Source organism: Bacillus sp. FSL M8-0277 (genome assembly GCF_037975305.1).
In the GTDB taxonomy this organism is placed as follows: Bacteria; Bacillota; Bacilli; order Bacillales; family Bacillaceae; genus Bacillus; species Bacillus pumilus.
This window is the reverse complement of the sequence record NZ_CP150255.1, coordinates 3,292,672-3,310,518: the sequence shown is the minus strand read 5'-3', so window position 1 is coordinate 3,310,518 and position 17,847 is coordinate 3,292,672. Positions and strand designations below refer to the sequence as shown.

Below are 17,847 nucleotides of genomic sequence, written 5' to 3'. Positions count from 1 at the left end.
AATTGTCAGGAGGGAATGCAATGAAAACAGGACGCATCAGTCAGATCATGGGACCAGTCGTAGACGTTCATTTTGAAGACGGTCACTTGCCTGAGATTTATAATGCGATCAGAGTTTCGCATAAAGCGGAAAGTGAAAGTGAAGTTACGATCGACTTAACTTTAGAAGTAGCACTACATTTAGGTGATAATACAGTCAGAACCATCGCAATGGCATCAACAGATGGTGTGAAGCGCGGTATGGAAGCTGTAGACCTTGGAAAACCAATTTCAGTACCAGTTGGTAACGTAACACTTGGACGCGTATTCAACGTACTGGGAGATAATATTGACTTAGATGAGCCACTTGGTGTGGAAGCTCAAAGAGATCCAATCCACAGACAAGCGCCTTCTTTTGATCAACTTTCTACAGAAGTTGAAATTCTTGAAACGGGTATTAAAGTTGTTGACCTTCTTGCTCCTTACATCAAGGGCGGAAAGATCGGTCTATTCGGTGGAGCCGGTGTAGGTAAAACCGTTCTGATTCAAGAATTGATCAACAACATCGCACAAGAACACGGCGGTATTTCTGTATTCGCTGGTGTTGGAGAGCGTACACGTGAAGGAAACGACCTTTACTACGAAATGAAAGATTCTGGCGTTATCGAAAAAACAGCCATGGTCTTCGGTCAAATGAACGAGCCACCAGGTGCACGTATGCGTGTTGCCCTAACTGGTTTGACAATGGCAGAGCATTTCCGTGATGAACTAGGTCAAGACGTATTGTTCTTCATCGATAACATCTATCGTTTTACACAAGCAGGTTCTGAAGTATCAGCCCTTCTTGGACGTATGCCTTCAGCGGTAGGTTATCAGCCGACACTTGCAACAGAAATGGGTCAGCTGCAAGAGCGTATCACGTCTACAAACGTAGGATCGGTTACATCGATTCAAGCGATCTATGTACCTGCGGATGACTATACGGATCCAGCTCCAGCAACAACGTTCGCTCACCTTGATGCAACGACAAACCTTGAGCGTAAGCTGACTGAAATGGGTATTTACCCAGCGGTTGATCCTCTTGCTTCAACATCTCGTGCACTTGCACCTGAGGTCGTTGGCGAGGAGCACTATGCCATTGCGCGTGAAGTGCAGCAAACATTGCAGCGTTATAAAGAACTACAAGATATCATTGCCATTTTAGGTATGGATGAATTATCAGAGGACGATAAGCTTGTGGTACACAGAGCGCGTCGTGTTCAATTCTTCCTATCTCAAAACTTCCACGTAGCAGAGCAGTTCACTGGCCAAAAAGGTTCTTACGTGCCATTGAAGGAAACTGTTAAAGGCTTCAAGGAAATCTTATCTGGTAAATACGATCACCTTCCAGAAGATGCATTCCGCTTAGTTGGACGCATTGAAGAAGTGGTTGAAAAAGCCAAAGAGATGGGTGTAGAGGCCTAATCTGGTCCTTAGGAGGGTAAAAGCATGAAGACCGTTCAAGTCAATATCGTTACTCCCGACGGCCCAGTGTATCAAGCGGATGTGGAAATGGTCAGTGTCAGAGCAGAAAGCGGTGAGCTTGGTATTTTAGCTGGCCACGTTCCAATGGTTGCTCCGCTAAAAATCGGTGCAGTTCGCTTAAAACATAGTGGATCAACTGAATTGGTTGCAGTCAGTGGCGGATTTGTTGAAGTTCGCCCTGAAAAAGTAACCATTCTTGCTCAGGCCGCTGAAACATCAGATAAAGTTGATGTCGATCGTGCGAAATCAGCGAAACAGCGTGCTGAAGAGCATTTGAACCACCCGAATGAAAGTGATATACGCCGGGCGGAACTCGCATTAAAACGGGCGTTAAACCGTTTAAATGTAGCAGGGAAATAAAACAGAAAATCCTTCTTATCACAATGATAAGAAGGATTTTTTTTAGAATGACATGAGGGATTGGTACATCGACACATAAGGGTGAGAATCCTGTTTTTCAAGATATAAGTGCTCGCAAAACTGCGTACTATGCCACGTTTTATTGTGCCGTCGCAAACCCAGCGTATATTGATGCGGAGAGTCCATATAAGGCCGTACCACCCAGTCAGCATCTGAATGATGTCGGAGGACAACCTCTCCCATATACACACTCATCATCGCTTCTAATGCATCTATTGGCATTTTCCACTCAGCAAACAGCTGCTTGGTAAATGCATCAAAGTAAAGTGATTCTAACTGATACAGGCTTTCCTCAGAGTAATCCAAAGAAATGTTATGAAAATGACACAATTGCGCTAATTCTTCTAGCTGTGTCTGTCTATAATCAAAGTAGAAAGCAATGGCCTCCCATTCATGATCAAATGAGGGAACCAGTTCTCCGTACAAATCAACAAAGTCAGGAAAAGAATCTTTCAATATGTTCAGCTCCTTCCACACGCAGTATATCATCTCCTTGGCACCAGGATAAGAGGGGATTTACTCTAAATGTAGCTCTTTTTTCCAAATGATTCATCTTTCCGATTTTCGAGGATATAATGAAAGGGAGTTTTCCTTTACAGAAATAAATATAAGGAGGATTCAACTGTATGGAAGACGTAGGACAACAAGCAATTGTTAGTATTGTGATCCACCTGTTTTTTATTGCGATTACATGGTGGGCATTGCTTGCCGTTAATATTGACCCACTGATTAAAAAAGGGAAAATCATTCAGGCAAGATTGCTGATGATGCTCATTACCATTGCTATTGCATCTGCAGTCAGCAATTTCTTCCTTGATTACTTAAATTTCTCCAAACAAATACCTTATATGTTCTAACATAAAAGGTTTGGTCACTGTCTTATGCGGGAACGTAAAAAGAAGTGTCAAAAGTATGGCCTTTGATGACTTTTCCACGTATGCATAGACCTCCTTGCGGCAACACTTGTAGCAAGGGGGAATGACAAGTGAGAAAGTATGTAAAAGGTTGGCCATTATTTGCGTTTATTCTTTTTTTTGTTCTGATGATTCAAGGTGTTCGTGCGGAAGAATCTTCTCCGCTCGTCCAAATAGCAGAAGGTTTGAAAAGCCAGCAAATTGAAGTAGATGGATGGACTCTTCACGCCAAAACAAATGTAGACATTTCATCCGAACAATTTTCAAAAAAAGTGAAACGTTTGAGAGACGAACTACGACAGTATGAGTGGACCGAAAAAGAAGAAAAACATGTCACCAAAGTCACAGGAATTTACAAAGATGAAAAAAATGATACATTATCGAAAATTTTACTCGTGAAGACCGACACAAAATCCAATCAAAAGTCGTATTTATTATATGAGCAAAAAGGTGCTCGCCCACTGAATACCTGGAAGCATACATATGATCAGTTCGTACGTCATGCAAAAAGCATATTACAAGAGAAATTTGTAATTTTTACTTGTCTCGATGGTCATGTAAATGGTATGATGGATGTTGTTTTGCAAAAAAAGGCTGAAATGTTAGCAAATGAATTTCAAGCAAAACCAGTTGAGTATCTCGTTGAGTCTAATTTTGTGTCGCTTTCCGCTTACACAGATAAGTGGGAACAGTTCATTATGACTTCAAATGATAAAATGAATGTTCAAATTGCCATCAGAAGTTCGGAAATGAACGAAAATCATACGATTACGGTTGGCACACCAATCGTAACGACTGAATATTAATATAGAGAATTTGGGACGCGGAGGGGAAGACCTTGGAAAAAATCATCGTCCGCGGCGGTCAAAAGTTAAACGGCACAGTTAAAGTAGAAGGAGCAAAAAATGCCGTTTTACCAGTTATCGCTGCATCTTTGTTAGCAAGTACAGAAAAAAGCGTAATTTGTGATGTACCTACGCTCTCCGATGTATATACAATCAATGAAGTGTTACGTCATTTAGGAGCAGAAGTACATTTTGAAAATAACGAAGTATCAGTGGATGCATCTCATGCACTAGAAACTGAGGCTCCGTTTGAGTATGTCCGTAAAATGCGAGCGTCTGTGCTCGTCATGGGACCACTTTTAGCAAGAACAGGTCATGCAAGAGTTGCATTACCTGGAGGCTGTGCGATTGGTTCAAGACCAATTGACCAGCATTTAAAAGGCTTTGAAGCAATGGGAGCTAAAATTCAAGTAGGAAATGGTTTCATCGAGGCTGAAGTTCAAGGCCGTTTAAAAGGTGCGAAAATCTATTTGGATTTCCCAAGTGTGGGCGCAACTGAAAACATCATTATGGCAGCAGCATTAGCTGAAGGAACAACGATTTTAGAAAACGTAGCAAAAGAACCTGAAATTGTTGATTTGGCAAACTACATCAATGCCATGGGTGGTAAGGTTCGCGGAGCTGGTACTGGTACAATCAAAATCGAAGGTGTGGAAACACTTCACGGTGCAAAACACAACATCATCCCTGACAGAATTGAAGCAGGTACTTTCATGGTGGCAGCAGCCATTACAGAAGGAAATGTTCTTGTGAAAGGTGCAGTGCCGGAGCACATGACATCACTTGTAGCAAAAATGGAAGAAATGGGTATTCAGATCATTGAAGAAGAAGAAGGTTTAAGAGTCATTGGACCATCTGAGCTCAAGCCAATCGATCTAAAAACAATGCCACATCCTGGTTTCCCAACGGATATGCAATCTCAGATGATGGCGCTATTGCTTCGTGCGAACGGAACAAGCATGATCACAGAAACGGTATTTGAAAACCGCTTTATGCATGCAGAAGAATTCCGCCGTATGAATGGTGATATTAAAATTGAGGGTCGCTCTGTCATTATCAACGGGCCGGTTCAACTTCAAGGTGCTGAAGTGTCAGCGACTGATTTAAGAGCAGGAGCAGCACTTGTACTTGCTGGATTAGTAGCAGAAGGTCATACACGTGTCACTGAGTTGAAGCATATCGATCGTGGTTATGTGAACTTCCACCAGAAGCTTGCAGCAATCGGTGCAGATATTGAAAGAGTAAATGATGAAACAGCAGATGTGACACAAGAACAAGTTGTATCAGATCTGAACGCGTAATCATAAAGAAATCAGTGTGTCCATTGGGGCATGCTGATTTTTTTTTAGAATCATAGAATGCTTTATTTTAAAAGCTTATCACTAGTGTATCCAACCATCTTAAATTTTATTCATAAAGACGAACAGTAAAATCAGTTGATAAAGAGCCTCTTATCTTCATCAATAGACTTGTCCACTGAATGAAAGAAGCTGTCATATTAGCTTGTCCCCGCCCATAGGATAAAAGAGATTCAATGACAAATGGGGGCAGCCAAATATGAAACCAATGATATGGACAATCGCAGGAATATGCATCATTATTTTAATGATTCCAACTTTACTTGTGTTGCCGACGTTTCAAGGGAAACCGGAGGCAAGCCAGCATGTATCAGCGGAGCCATCAGTTAAAAAAGAAGTAAAGGGTACAGTCAAATTGAAGCAATCACCCGTCGCTATCCCCGTCTATCGTTCAGCTCATCAGCAGGTAGAAAACATCCCCTTAGAAGAGTACGTGATCGGTGTCGTAGCATCTGAAATGCCAGCTGATTTTGAGATGGAAGCACTCAAGGCACAGGCACTCGCCGCAAGAACGTATATCGTCAGACAAATGATCATCGATAAGACCGTCAAATCACCAAAGGGCTCTCTTGTAGATGATACCCAAATGTTCCAAGTGTATAAAAACAAGCAGGAACTCAAGAAAATTTGGGGAAAAGCGTACAATTGGAAGTTAAAAAAAGTCACAGAAGCTGTCGCCAGCACACAAGGAAAAGTGCTCACTTATGACGAGAAACCAATTGATGCCTCATTCTTTTCAACAAGTAATGGGAAAACGGAAAATGCCGAAGCTTATTGGAAAAATGAAATTCCATATTTGAAAAGTGTTTCAAGTAAATGGGACGAAAAATCGCCAAAATTTCAAAACAAGAAAACCATCCCAGTTAGTGAATTTCAGCAAAAATTAGGTGTGACGCTCACTCAACAGGCTCAGGTAGGACAGATAGTAGAGCGGACACCAGGAAATCAAGTAGCAAAAGCCGTAATAAACGGTAAAACACTGACAGGCAGAGACATTCGAGAGTCATTAGGACTTCATTCAGCAGACTTTACATGGGAACGACAGGGCCAGCAAATTATCATTACGACAAAAGGGTATGGCCATGGTGTTGGAATGAGTCAGTACGGTGCGCATTATATGGCACAGTCAGGCAAAAAAGTAGATGCTATCGTGAAACATTATTATAAAGGGATTCAAATTGAATCAGCAGATCGTTTTCTTAACACGTATATGGCTAAAAAATAAAGCAAAGGTGCCTCCAGAATAGGGGCATCTTTTTTGTGTGTTCCAAGAGTTTTGAACAGAATGTGTCAATTTGCGACTTAAGACGCACCTCAGGAAATCTTAAACATTTACGTCCCGACAAGAACCGATGGCCGATACAAAGCCCCTCGAAAGAAGGAGAAAACAAGAGAAAAAATGATGTGTTGGGTGAATGTATCTAGACAACTGACAGATTTTTAGTGATTTTGATGAAAGAGAAAAAGGGACCGAGTCCTATACCATTCCAAGACAGAATATTTTACGATTAAGATGTTTCAATTTAATACATAGGGAGGAAGGAAAAAATGATGTTGAAAAAAGTATTTACACTCGTAACCTTAGCTGTATTGACATTATCTATGTCGATCTCTTCACCTGTATTTGCAAAAGCATCTACAGTCAAAAAACATAACAAAGATGTAAGAGTCACCATCTTACTTGATGCAAGTGGAAGCATGGCAAGAAAAGTAGAGGGAGAACGCAAATTTGACCTCGCAAAACAAGAGGTATTTAAATTTGCTCAGTCACTTCCAAAAGACGCTAAAATTCGTATGAGCTTGTTTGGCTCTGAAGGAAACAACAAAAATTCAGGTAAAGCTCAATCATGTGAAGTCATTAGAGGCGTTTATGGCGTACAGCCTTACGAAAAAGAAAGCTTTGAAAACTCTTTAAACGGACTTGGACCAAATGGCTGGACACCGATTGCTCGTGCTCTTGAACATGCAAAGCAAGCGGATGAGCAGCTTAATAATGGAACAAAACATATTGTGTACCTCATCACTGATGGCGAAGAAACTTGTGGCGGAGATCCAGTAAAAGTAGCAAAAGAATTGCATAACTCAAAAGGTTCGACTGTTGTTAATGTCATTGGATTAGACTTTAATGATGGCTATGAAGGTCAATTAAAGCAAGTAGCAAAAGCTGGTAAAGGGCATTACTACCAAGCAAGCACTGGTAAAGAAATGGGTTCTATCCTGTCAGCAGAATCATTAAAACTACACGAATAACTTGCTGAACAAAAGGGAAACGATTGATGTATGCTTTCGTTTCTCTTTTTCTGTACAAATGTAAAAAGGGAGGTTTTTATGAATGAAACGCAATATCGTATTAACCATTTTGGCTAGTCTTGTCCTGTTTCTTTCTTCACCAGCTCATGCTGTGACAAAAAAACAGGAGCCGGCTCATGTGGTGATATTACTCGATCTAAGCGGCAGCATGGCGCAATCAGTTGAAGGCGAAAAGAAAATCGATATTGCCAAACGTTCTATTCAAAGCTTCGCAAGTATTTTATCAGATGATACACAAGTTCTTCTTCGTGTGTTTGGTCATGAAGGAACCAATAAAAATGCTGGAAAAGCAATTTCTTGTGAAAGCTCTGAAGCCGTTTATGGATTTGGTTCATATGAGTCATCAACATTTCAGCAAGCGCTGAATGTGTATAAGCCAACCGGATGGACACCACTTGCAAAAGCATTAACAGATACGAAGCAAGATTTTGAAGATCACCAGGCTGAAGGGAAAAATATTGTCTACGTCGTCAGCGATGGTAAAGAAACTTGTGGAGGAAGCCCTTCACAAGCAGCAAAGGAATTACATGAAGGTGGAATTGACACCATTGTTAATATCATCGGCTTTGACGTGAATGAAAAAGAAGCAAAAAGTCTAAAGTCTGTTGCAAAAGCGGGTGGTGGACAATATCAACCGGCTGCAAATGCAGAAGAATTGAATCACATTCTACAAAATGCAGCGAGCGCTTTTAGTCAGTAGGATATGAATGGGAGCTGGGGATTGTTTTCCCCAGCTGTTTTTTAGTTGAAGATCAATTCAAGGTGGTTTCTAATTCATCAATTCGTTTCTCCACGTAGTGCTGGTCTTTTCTTGCATGAAAGGTTTCGGCTTTTTCTAATATGGCCGCCGTATTATATTCGGGAATCTGTGAGTAGCTCTCATACACACCCTTTGGAATTAAAACGTTCCCTTCAGGCCAGTAAACAGCGATATTGCCACGTTTCAACTCCCCAAATTGAGCGACTCCTTGGTAGGATCCATACTGATTAAACAAAACAACTGGATCACCTTCTTTGACATAAAGCTCTTTAGCATCTTCTTCATTCATCAAGATAGAATGACGCTTCCCACCATTAAAGGCATCCTTTTCACTATAGATCATAGAGTTGAATTGCTTTCCTCTTCTTGTTGTAATATTAAAATGTCCCTCGGTTTTTCGATATTGAGGCAGCTGGGCAGGAAGAAGATGTCCTTTGCCATCCGGTGTTGGACACTCTCCGTCTTCACATAGCCAGGCACCTCCCCATTGGAAAACGTCTCCTTTATGACGTAAATGCTGGATGCCATCATAGTTTCGATTTGCGATCGCAATCTCACGGCGAATGTCTTCAGCCGTTTCGAAATGAATCAGCTCAGCATCTTGTGGACGTACTCTTTTTGCAAGATCCATATAAATATCCCATTCTGCTCTGGCTTCCTCAATCCGAGGTCCTTCAATTTCTGGACTGAAATATACCATGCGTTCCGTACTAGTGGAAGTACCGCCTCCTGGCTGCTCATATCTTGTCATAGCAGGGAGAATAATTACCGTCTCTTCTGCCTCTACAAGTGTAGAGGTATTCAAAATGATATCTTGATGGACACGAAGTTCAAGCCCAGATAAAGCTTTTTCAATCGCATCTGGATTTGGCATCGTTTCTAAAAAGTTCCCGCCACTCGTAAACAGCATTTTGAGTTTTTGCGGATGTTCTTTAGGGAGAGCCATTTTCTCAAATGATTGCCCAATGGTGTCACCATGCCATTTCGGAATGTCAAACCCCCAAATCTTTTCGATTCTTTCAATATTCTCTTCATCAAAATCACTGCCCGGCAAAACAAACGGGTCAGCACCCATTTCACCAGAACCTTGAACACCGCTATGCCCGCGAATTGGCATGACACCACAATGTTTCCTGCCAATAAACCCACGTAACATAGCAAGGTTGGCAACCTGTGATATATTATCAGTTGCAAAGCGGTGCTGAGTAAGACCCATGCTCCAAATGAAAACGCCTGAATTGGCATTGGCAAGAAGGATCGCAAATTCCTTCATTCTTTCTTTTGATAAGCCTGATGATGCTTCAAGGTCTTCCCATTTCAACTGTGCGACATGCTGCTGTAAATCCTGTATGCCGGTAGTATGGGCTTGAATAAATTCATGATCAAGAGCGGAATGGGGCGCGTGCTGCTCCATGTCAAACCAATGTTTGATGACACCATTCATAAACGCAATATCGCCGCCTATATTGACTTGATAGAAATCATCCGCGATTTTTGTGCCGAATAAAGCACTTTCTGGAATAGAGGGAACCCAGTACTTTTCCATGGCAGGCTCTTTGTACGGATTGATGACAATAATTTTGGTTCCTTTCTTTTTCGCCGCATACATATATTTAGTGGAAACGGGCTGATTGTTTGCTGCGACAGATCCCCAAAAAATTAAGACATCTGTTCCGATCCAATCGTTGTAATTACAACTGGAGGCTCCTATCCCAAGGGATCGCTTAAGAGCGGTTTTGCTCGGTGAATGACAAATGCGAGACGCATTATCAATATGATTTGTCCCGATAAAGCGAGCTGCCTTCGCAGCGGTATAGTAGACTTCATTTGTAATTCCTCTAGCTGTTAAATAGAAAGCGAGCTGCCGTTTATCAATTGATTTGATTTTAGCTGCGATTTGATCTAATGCATCATCCCAGGAAATACGTGTAAAGGCATTGTCACCTTTTTTTCGAATCAGTGGATAAGGGATACGTCCAAGTTTGCGGAGAGTAGTGCTGTCCATTTGTTTGAGCTGTTGAATGTCTTCAAACCATTTTGGATCAATAGCTGGCATTGTATTAAGACGAAGTACATTTAGTCTTGTGGTGCATATATGAGGTCCTGCGAGCGTTTGGTCATATAGCCCTGAAACACCAAGGGCACAGCCGTCACACACGCCTTGCGTTAAAATGCGATATGCATAGGGGAGATTATCCTTGTTCTCCCAAGCCACTTTCATCGTATCTCGAATGTGTTTCGGCTTTACTTTTCCAAGTCCCATAGGCGCAAAAGAGGCCCATAGCTTTGGTGAGGGTTTTTTATTAAGCTTAATAGGCCCCTTATGTTTTGTTTTCCCCATGATATCATCACCCTCCTATTACTTTATAAAGCGTTTTCATATCTAAAAATTACCTTTAGATTGTGATTCTGTCAAATTCAAATTAAGGTCGGGATGAGACAGAAGCATCAGCAGTAAGGTTTGTTTCTCTAAGCTGCTGAATATCCTTCCGTATGAGAAGAGATATGATAAAAGCGATGAAAAATAAGCCAGAGAACACCATCAGACTCTGCGTGTAGTTACCTGTTATATCCCGGATAAAGGATGAAAATAAAGGTCCTGCTAAACCAGCAGCTGCCCAGGCTGTCAAAATATAACCGTGTATGGCACCAAGTTGTTTCGTGCCAAATAAATCCCCAATATAGGCTGGAATTGAGGCAAACCCTCCTCCATAGCACGTATAAATGATCGCCATCATGATTGAAAAGACGAGCGGTTCTTTTAAGTAGGGAAGTAAAGGAAAGGCAATGAGCTGGATACTAAAGAAGATTGTATACGTATTCGGCCTTCCGATATAATCTGAGAAGGAAGCCCAGCCAATCCGTCCTAAACCATTAAAAGCACCTAAAACGCCAACAAGGGTAGCTGCAGCACCAGCAGTGAATCCAACACTTTCTTGAGCAAGAGGCGATGCTACTGAAATAATGGCAATTCCGCATGTGATATTAATAAAGAGCATGAGCCACAAATAATAAAAACGTCGTGTTTTGATCGCTTCATTTGCTGTAAGCTGTGATAAATCCTGAGGGATTTTTCTTTGATTTGTTTTTAACACATCAAATTGTTTGACGTCATCAGGTGTTGGTGGTGATAAATAAAGAGATGAAATCACCATGATCATAAAATAGGAAATTCCAAGAATGTAAAAGGTATTTGCGATATCTACTTTTTCAATGAGATATTGGATAATTGGGCTGCAAATAAGAGACGCAAATCCAAAACCCATAATAGCTAAGCCGGTTGCAAGTCCTCTTCGGTCCGGAAACCATTTCACTAAAGTTGATACAGGTGCAATGTAGCCTACCCCTAATCCTATCCCAGCGAGTACACCATAAAATAAATAGAGGAGAGGGAGTGAGGACATGTGTACAGCGAATCCTGACCCTGTCATCCCGATACCGAAGAAAATGGCTGAGAAGAGCCCTGATGCCCTTGGGCCATATCTTTCAACGAAATGCCCCATGAAAGCAGCAGATAATCCTAAAAATAAAATAGCAATACTGAAGGTCAGGCTTATTTCTGTCAATGACCACTGAAAGGCCTGATGTAAAGGATTCGTAAAAACACTCCAAGCATAAACAGACCCAATAGATAAATGAATTCCTACAGCACTTGTTGCGATTAGCCAGCGATTTTTCGATTTATTCATTTTGTTCCCCCCCATATAAAGCAATCAAAAAGTTTGATAAGATAGAAATATGTTACATTTTTATGACTTTTTAAAATAATATCACAATTCGATTGGTTCATATAACTAAATTTGTGCTGAAAGGAAGATCATACAATGAATCCTTCTGTTAAAAAGAAACGAGTTATACACCAATACCGTGAAGGTCAATTTACTTGCAAAACAGATGAAGTTGTAGAAGAATTTCCTTTAACTGTGATCGTGAATGGAGAGGAATTTGTAACACTTGTTTGTTCACCAGATCATTTGAAAGAATTGGTGATCGGTTTTTTAGCTTCAGAAGGAGTCATTCGATTTGAAAATGAGATTAAAAGGTTTACAATAGATGAAAGTATGGGCTTTGCCTATGTTGATTTAGTTCACTCAAGCGGATTTCAGTCATCAGATTTTACTAAGCGGGTGATTGGTTCTTGCTGCGGGAAAGGGAGACACTTTTATTTTCTCCAAGATGTGAAAACAGCAAAAACAGCCATTGATCGAATCAACATTTCTGCTGAAACTTGTATGTGTCTAATGAAATGTTTACAAGAAGAAAGTCAATTGTTTCAACATACTGGTGGTGTGCATAATGCTGGACTGTGTGACACAGAAAAACTATTCATCACTAGAACTGATATTGGAAGACATAATGCTTTAGATAAAATCTATGGATACTGTTTACTTCATCGAATTCCGCTTAGAGATAAAATCCTTGTGTTTAGCGGCCGGATATCGTCAGAAGTTCTATTGAAGGCAGCAAAACTAGGAGTGTCGATCGTCATCTCAAAATCAGCACCAACTGAGCTGGCGCTTAATATGGCAGAAGAATTAAATATCACGACAGTTGGATTTGTCAGAGGAGAATCTTTTAATATATACACTCACCATCAGCGTATAACAGAATAGGAGGCAAAGTATGGACAGTATATTGGATAAGAGACATCGACCATTGCGCGATTTAAGAATCTCAGTAACAGATCGCTGTAACTTTAGATGTACGTACTGTATGCCTGCTGAAATTTTTGGACCAGATTATCCTTTTTTGAATAAAGAAGAACTGCTTAGTTTCGAAGAAATTGAACAGCTTGCTACCCTTTTTGCAAAGGACCTAGGTGTGGTGAAAATACGCATCACGGGTGGTGAACCCTTAATGCGAAAAGATTTGCCTATCTTAATAGAAAAGCTCTCAAAAATTCCAGGAATCGAAGATATTGCTATGACAACCAATGGAACGCTTTTACCTGTATATGCTGAAAAGTTAAAGAAAGCAGGTCTTCAAAGAGTCACCATTAGTTTGGATTCATTAAACCCTGACCGTTTTAAGCAAATGAACGGAAGGAATATTTCTATCCAAAAAGTGTTTGATGGGATTGAGGCTGCAAAAAAAGCTGGACTTGCTATTAAGATCAATATGGTTGTTCAAAAAGGTGTGAATGATCAGGATGTCTTACCAATGGCAGCTTACTTTAAAAAAGAAGGACATGTTCTCAGATTTATCGAGTTTATGGATGTCGGAAATACGAACAAATGGAATCTAGAGCATGTCATGACAAAGAAAGAGATTATTGGTCTAATTGATTCAACATTTCCCATCAAACCAGAACCTCCTCAATATCCAGGTGAAGTAGCCAACCGATTCTATTACCAAGATGGCTCAGGAGAGATAGGCATTATTTCTTCTGTTTCAGATGCCTTTTGTGGAACATGTAATAGAGCGAGACTTTCTGCTCGCGGTGAATTGTTTACATGTCTTTTTGCATCATCGGGTTTTGATCTGAAGCGGGTGATTCGCTCAACAAAAGATAATGAAGATATAAAGAACATATTGAAGGAACTATGGTCGAATAGAGATGATCAATATTCAGCTGAGAGAGAGCAGAAGAAAGATCAGAAAAAAGTTGAAATGTCATACATCGGTGGGTAGTGACAACAAAGTATCATGATCATGATTTTTTGAAAAGTAGAGAAAATGTCATAATCATTGTTGAAAATCCTTTTATAGAAATAGGTCTATTCATCTTAGAATCCTGTCATGATCAAAAACCAGCAGAAACTCTGCTGGTTTTTAAAATGTTATTTTGTGGCTCAAAAAGGTTGAGATATGCTTAGAAAATAGATTTTTCAACATTTTTTACTGCTTTACTTTTATGGGAACTGTGATAAGATCAACTCAATCTTTACCAACTCGATTTTTTCACTCCTGGAATTTGGCCCTTATAGGCAAGCTCACGAAAAGCAATTCTAGACATTTTAAATTTTCGTAAGTAACCTCTAGGACGACCGGTTAACTCACAGCGGTTTTTTAAGCGAGTAGGGGAAGAGTCTCTAGGTAATTTCCTTAAAGCTTCATATTCACCTTTTTCTTTCAACTCTTTTCTTAATTCTGCATATTTCAATACAAGCTGCTGCCGCTTTTTTTCTTTAGCAATTTTAGATTTCTTTGCCACTTAAAACCCTCCTGGCTTAATGTTGGATTTTCCATTTAAAGGGGTCTTCAAACGTAGTCCATTCTTGATCAAATTCCTCAGGTGTGAGTAAGCATTGATCAAGTGTGCGAATGATATCTGCTTTAGGTAAATCTACGCCAATAAACACAAGTTTTGTATGCCTGTCACCAAATTCTGCGTCCCACTCATCAAGAAGCTCTGGTTCTTGCTTTAATATCTGTGCTTTTTCTTGCTCAGGCAAGGCAGCAATCCAGTAGGCAATTGGTTCAATCGCAACAGATTTTCCAGCCTGTGAAATTAAAATGGTTAAATCATGATGTGTGGCAAGCCATGTAAATCCTTTAGCGCGAACTATTTGCTCTGGCATCTGATCTAACCAATTATTTAACCTGCCAGTATGGAAGGGAAGTCTTCTTTCATAAACAAAGGATGAGATTTGGTATTCTTCTGTTTCTGGCGTATGCTGAGAATGCCCAGCGTTGATTTCTTTAATCCAGCCAGCAGAAGCACTGGACTTTTCAAAATCGAATAAACCAGTATTTAAAATGTCACTTGGCTTTACTTGCCCTTTTGAGGTTCTGATGATAGATGCTTCTGGTTGAAGTGTGGTCAGCACGTGCTCAAGTCGGTCTAATTCTGAGTTTGATACTAGATCACACTTATTGATAATCAACACATCGCAAAATTCAATTTGATCAATCAGTAAATCGGAAATTTCTCGTTCGTCATCATCGGAAACGGCTTGTTTACGGTCTAATAGACTTTCTCCTGACTGGAAGTCGGTCCAGAAACGGTTCGCATCTACAACAGTGACCATCGTGTCTAGCCGGCAAAAGCGCGTCAAATCTATCCCCATTTCTTCATCAATATAAGAGAAAGTTTGCGCGACTGGAATAGGTTCACTAATACCTGTTGACTCAATGACAATATAATCAATATGACCAGTCTTACATAGGCGCTCTACTTCGATTAACAAATCTTCTCTTAATGTGCAGCAAATACAACCATTAGATAATTCAACTAGCTTCTCATCTGATCGAGAGAGCTCACCGCCTTGTTTGATTAGTTCTGCATCAATATTAATTTCGCTCATGTCATTAACAATAACAGCTACTTTTAACCCTTTACGATTTTGTAGTACATGATTTAATATCGTTGTTTTTCCAGCTCCTAAAAAACCACTTAATACTGTAACGGGTATTCGCTTATTCATTTCCTTCTGTCCCTTTGCCAATGCTCATGTTCATTTCCGCCTCTCTTAAAAAGTAATGATTACGATTTGTGACCTAAAAAATTATTTTGTTTCTCTATGAAGGGTATATTTCTTTAACCGAGGAGAATATTTTTTTAACTCCAGTCGGTCCGGATTCGTTCTTTTATTCTTTGTTGTGATATAGTTTCTGTCACCAGTTTCAGTACAGGCTAAGGTAATTTTTACACGCATCGGTAATAGGAACCTCCTTTAATTCGTAATGGTTACGATTTGTATTTTAAAATGATCAAGATAGAATGTCAAGCTTAGAAGGGTAAAACGATGCCAAATATCAAAGAAAAGGGGTATCAAATGTTCATTGATACCCCCTCTCCATTAATAAAAGTCACCAAGCTCTTCTTCGTATTCACCTTCGTAGTGCCGAATGTCACTGGGAATTTCTTGAAGAAATGCTAGACCGCCTAATACCAGCATCAGGATAATGGCGATGAATGATAGAATGGCTGCGACAATACTTGATATGGCAAATAGTGTCTGCATTTTCATCATCTTAGCATATTGTTCTAATAACTCTTCATAAGAAGTATCAGGAGCTTGAATTAATTGTTCCGCTGCGTTTACAGATTTTTGTACATGGATTCCCATCATAATGAGGAAGACGCCAAGGGCAGCAGGAAGAACAAGCCAAAAACCAATAAGAATAGCTAAGCCACCTGAAATATAGAGAAATATACTACCAACTTTTCCCCACTTTGTGATCGAATGAAGAGATTGAATGATTTTCTCAGTTTGTTGCAATGGTGTTCACTCCTTTATGTATTCACTCTTTATCATACTTGAGCAGGTAGTACTTTAGGAAGAGTGAATGTAGAACAATTTTTAAAAATTTCTATCTTCACTTTACTATTTATGGATAAATAAATTATCTTCGAATAAGAAAAAAGTAACATTTACTATGAATTTTAACGACAATTTATGTCATAAATAAGATTAGTAGTTAAAAATAATTAGTAAAATTATCAAAATATGTTGTTAGTTGTCTTGTAATTGGTTATTATTGTGTTGTATTACCTTAAAAATTGGAAGGTGGAATTCATATGTTAGATCGTTTCTTAAACAAAATGACCAATGTTCAACCTGCAGCTTCAAGATGTATTTTGCAAAAATTAGTCACTTCATGCAAATCAGCGCCAACTTGTTTCCTTCAAGGTGTTGGAACTTTCCGTTACTACGTGGATCGTGATACAGGTGAGATTTGTACTAGCCAAGAACGCATTAGATGTGGCTGCTAAATTCAAGGATTTTATTTAATAGGATGTGAACGCATGAGCATATCTTCAATTTCATTCTTAACAAATGCTATGCAGACGTCAAACAGTCGTCAAGCGAGTCAAACATCCAATTCTTTTTTAAACGAAGCAGCGAAAATTGTTCAAGGCGACCATTCTCCAGAAGAGAGAAAGGCATTATTTCAACAACTGACTCTAGTTCAGCAAGGAAAAGATTTAGAGCTTCATGTGTCTAAATTAAAGGAACTAGAGAAAGAGGTTCAAAAAGAATCGTCTTCTTCGTCCGTTACTGTGAATCAGCATGGTGACCAAGTAGATATTTCAAATGAGGCTCGCAGTGAGTTTGAACAAGCTGAGGAACAAGCCACAGCTTCAAGTGAAGCGAGTGAAATCGCCGCAAGGGAAAAGGATCAGGATGTACAGGCAGATCCAAACCAATAAAAAAATGAGGCGTGTGTTTGTTATCTTCACATGCCTCATTTATGTTTATTTTGCAGAAAACCTTGAATAAAGACCATCCGGAAAAGGGGCTGCATATGAGATTGTTTCATCTTCTTCTACCATGATGTAATATGGAAACTCTTCAATATGAAAGGCGCCTATCATTTGTTCGTCCACTGAGATAATTCGCATGTTGGTTTGGTTATCACGATATAATTCTTGATCCTCTTCTTTCCCATTCTTTAGCAAAATACTAAAAGAAATGTCTAATTGACGCTGCTTTTTCGTTTCTAGGAATTGTTCCAGTGATGGGATGCAATGCGGACATGCTGTGTCAGTGAATACAAGCAGCTGCTGCTTGTGATTGGTTTGCAGTAGATCATTTATTTGAATAGGTGATGGTTTTTCGAGTAGCGGATGAACAAATTTTTGTCCAACATGCTGGATCGGTAAGATGATTAATTCCATCTGGTGTTTTAAATAGATAATGATTCCGATCGTCAATAAAAGGCTACAAAGAATAAGAGTTAGCTGTAAAAGTAAGATTGAAGTCATCGTATATCGTCCTCTCAGAATGAAGTTACGCAGAGCTATCATAATATAAATATCAAAAATATGTCAATTATACTAAATGGTGTAAG

General features: G+C 39.7%; 19 protein-coding genes. 11 read left to right on the top strand and 8 right to left on the bottom strand.

Annotated features, from left to right (window positions below):
* The first annotated feature begins 20 nt into the window (after positions 1 to 20).
* Entirely contained in the window at positions 21 to 1,442 is a 1,422-nt protein-coding gene (gene atpD, locus MKZ05_RS16770; RefSeq protein ID WP_044140143.1) for a F0F1 ATP synthase subunit beta, read from the top strand.
* 24 nt (positions 1,443 to 1,466) lie between these two features.
* Entirely contained in the window at positions 1,467 to 1,862 is a 396-nt protein-coding gene (locus MKZ05_RS16765) for a F0F1 ATP synthase subunit epsilon (RefSeq protein WP_339160614.1), read from the top strand.
* Positions 1,863 to 1,904: 42 nt separating this feature from the next.
* Here the strand turns inward: MKZ05_RS16765 and MKZ05_RS16760 are convergent, their stop codons facing one another.
* Positions 1,905 to 2,378 carry a hypothetical protein gene (locus MKZ05_RS16760; RefSeq protein WP_034660281.1) on the bottom strand — a complete coding sequence of 158 codons (474 nt, stop codon included), beginning with the start codon at positions 2,376 to 2,378 and terminating at the stop codon, positions 1,905 to 1,907.
* Positions 2,379 to 2,548: 170 nt separating this feature from the next.
* Between MKZ05_RS16760 and MKZ05_RS16755 the strand changes: the two genes are divergently transcribed.
* From MKZ05_RS16755 to MKZ05_RS16730, 6 genes are all read left to right on the top strand, one after another.
* Complete coding sequence (locus MKZ05_RS16755; RefSeq protein ID WP_003214947.1) at positions 2,549 to 2,779, top strand: DUF1146 family protein; 231 nt, start codon at positions 2,549 to 2,551, stop codon at positions 2,777 to 2,779.
* Positions 2,780 to 2,907: 128 nt separating this feature from the next.
* Entirely contained in the window at positions 2,908 to 3,642 is a 735-nt protein-coding gene (locus MKZ05_RS16750; protein ID WP_050944436.1) for a YwmB family TATA-box binding protein, read from the top strand.
* Between the two features lie 32 nt (positions 3,643 to 3,674).
* Positions 3,675 to 4,982 (top strand): UDP-N-acetylglucosamine 1-carboxyvinyltransferase, encoded by a 1,308-nt coding sequence (gene murA / locus MKZ05_RS16745; RefSeq protein WP_003214862.1) that lies wholly within the window; start codon positions 3,675 to 3,677, stop codon positions 4,980 to 4,982.
* A gap of 256 nt (positions 4,983 to 5,238) precedes the next feature.
* Entirely contained in the window at positions 5,239 to 6,264 is a 1,026-nt protein-coding gene (gene spoIID, locus MKZ05_RS16740; protein ID WP_044140138.1) for a stage II sporulation protein D, read from the top strand.
* A gap of 326 nt (positions 6,265 to 6,590) precedes the next feature.
* Positions 6,591 to 7,289: a VWA domain-containing protein gene (locus MKZ05_RS16735; protein WP_080984771.1), complete on the top strand. Its 699-nt coding sequence runs from the start codon at positions 6,591 to 6,593 to the stop codon at positions 7,287 to 7,289.
* Between the two features lie 82 nt (positions 7,290 to 7,371).
* Entirely contained in the window at positions 7,372 to 8,049 is a 678-nt protein-coding gene (locus tag MKZ05_RS16730; RefSeq protein ID WP_339160612.1) for a VWA domain-containing protein, read from the top strand.
* A 52-nt stretch (positions 8,050 to 8,101) separates the two neighbouring features.
* Here the strand turns inward: MKZ05_RS16730 and MKZ05_RS16725 are convergent, their stop codons facing one another.
* The gene (locus tag MKZ05_RS16725; protein ID WP_050944434.1) at positions 8,102 to 10,450 is read right to left on the bottom strand and encodes an FdhF/YdeP family oxidoreductase; all 2,349 of its coding nucleotides are present in this window, start codon (positions 10,448 to 10,450) and stop codon (positions 8,102 to 8,104) included.
* Positions 10,451 to 10,532: 82 nt separating this feature from the next.
* Positions 10,533 to 11,798, bottom strand: coding sequence for an OFA family MFS transporter (locus MKZ05_RS16720; RefSeq protein ID WP_339160610.1), 1,266 nt, complete (start codon positions 11,796 to 11,798; stop codon positions 10,533 to 10,535).
* A 135-nt stretch (positions 11,799 to 11,933) separates the two neighbouring features.
* Between MKZ05_RS16720 and fdhD the strand changes: the two genes are divergently transcribed.
* Together fdhD and moaA are read left to right on the top strand one after the other, a co-directional pair.
* Entirely contained in the window at positions 11,934 to 12,722 is a 789-nt protein-coding gene (fdhD, locus tag MKZ05_RS16715) for a formate dehydrogenase accessory sulfurtransferase FdhD (protein ID WP_251190700.1), read from the top strand.
* A gap of 10 nt (positions 12,723 to 12,732) precedes the next feature.
* Positions 12,733 to 13,740 (top strand): GTP 3',8-cyclase MoaA, encoded by a 1,008-nt coding sequence (gene moaA / locus MKZ05_RS16710; protein ID WP_050944432.1) that lies wholly within the window; start codon positions 12,733 to 12,735, stop codon positions 13,738 to 13,740.
* Positions 13,741 to 13,993: 253 nt separating this feature from the next.
* On the opposite strand, the gene rpsN is transcribed toward moaA, so the two are convergent.
* From rpsN to MKZ05_RS16690, 4 genes are all read right to left on the bottom strand, one after another.
* Positions 13,994 to 14,263, bottom strand: a complete 270-nt coding sequence (gene rpsN, locus MKZ05_RS16705) for a 30S ribosomal protein S14 (protein ID WP_003215208.1) — start codon at positions 14,261 to 14,263, stop codon at positions 13,994 to 13,996.
* Between the two features lie 16 nt (positions 14,264 to 14,279).
* A complete protein-coding gene (locus tag MKZ05_RS16700) occupies positions 14,280 to 15,476 on the bottom strand; it encodes a GTP-binding protein (RefSeq protein WP_310025639.1) in 1,197 nt (398 codons plus the stop codon).
* Between the two features lie 81 nt (positions 15,477 to 15,557).
* Complete coding sequence (gene rpmG, locus MKZ05_RS16695; protein WP_003214771.1) at positions 15,558 to 15,707, bottom strand: 50S ribosomal protein L33; 150 nt, start codon at positions 15,705 to 15,707, stop codon at positions 15,558 to 15,560.
* 144 nt (positions 15,708 to 15,851) lie between these two features.
* The gene (locus MKZ05_RS16690; protein WP_339160607.1) at positions 15,852 to 16,274 is read right to left on the bottom strand and encodes a DUF5362 family protein; all 423 of its coding nucleotides are present in this window, start codon (positions 16,272 to 16,274) and stop codon (positions 15,852 to 15,854) included.
* Between the two features lie 527 nt (positions 16,275 to 16,801).
* Between MKZ05_RS16690 and MKZ05_RS16685 the strand changes: the two genes are divergently transcribed.
* Positions 16,802 to 17,206 (top strand): hypothetical protein, encoded by a 405-nt coding sequence (locus MKZ05_RS16685; protein ID WP_050944428.1) that lies wholly within the window; start codon positions 16,802 to 16,804, stop codon positions 17,204 to 17,206.
* A gap of 45 nt (positions 17,207 to 17,251) precedes the next feature.
* On the opposite strand, the gene MKZ05_RS16680 is transcribed toward MKZ05_RS16685, so the two are convergent.
* Positions 17,252 to 17,761 (bottom strand): hypothetical protein, encoded by a 510-nt coding sequence (locus MKZ05_RS16680; protein WP_034620262.1) that lies wholly within the window; start codon positions 17,759 to 17,761, stop codon positions 17,252 to 17,254.
* Positions 17,762 to 17,847: the final 86 nt, after the last annotated feature.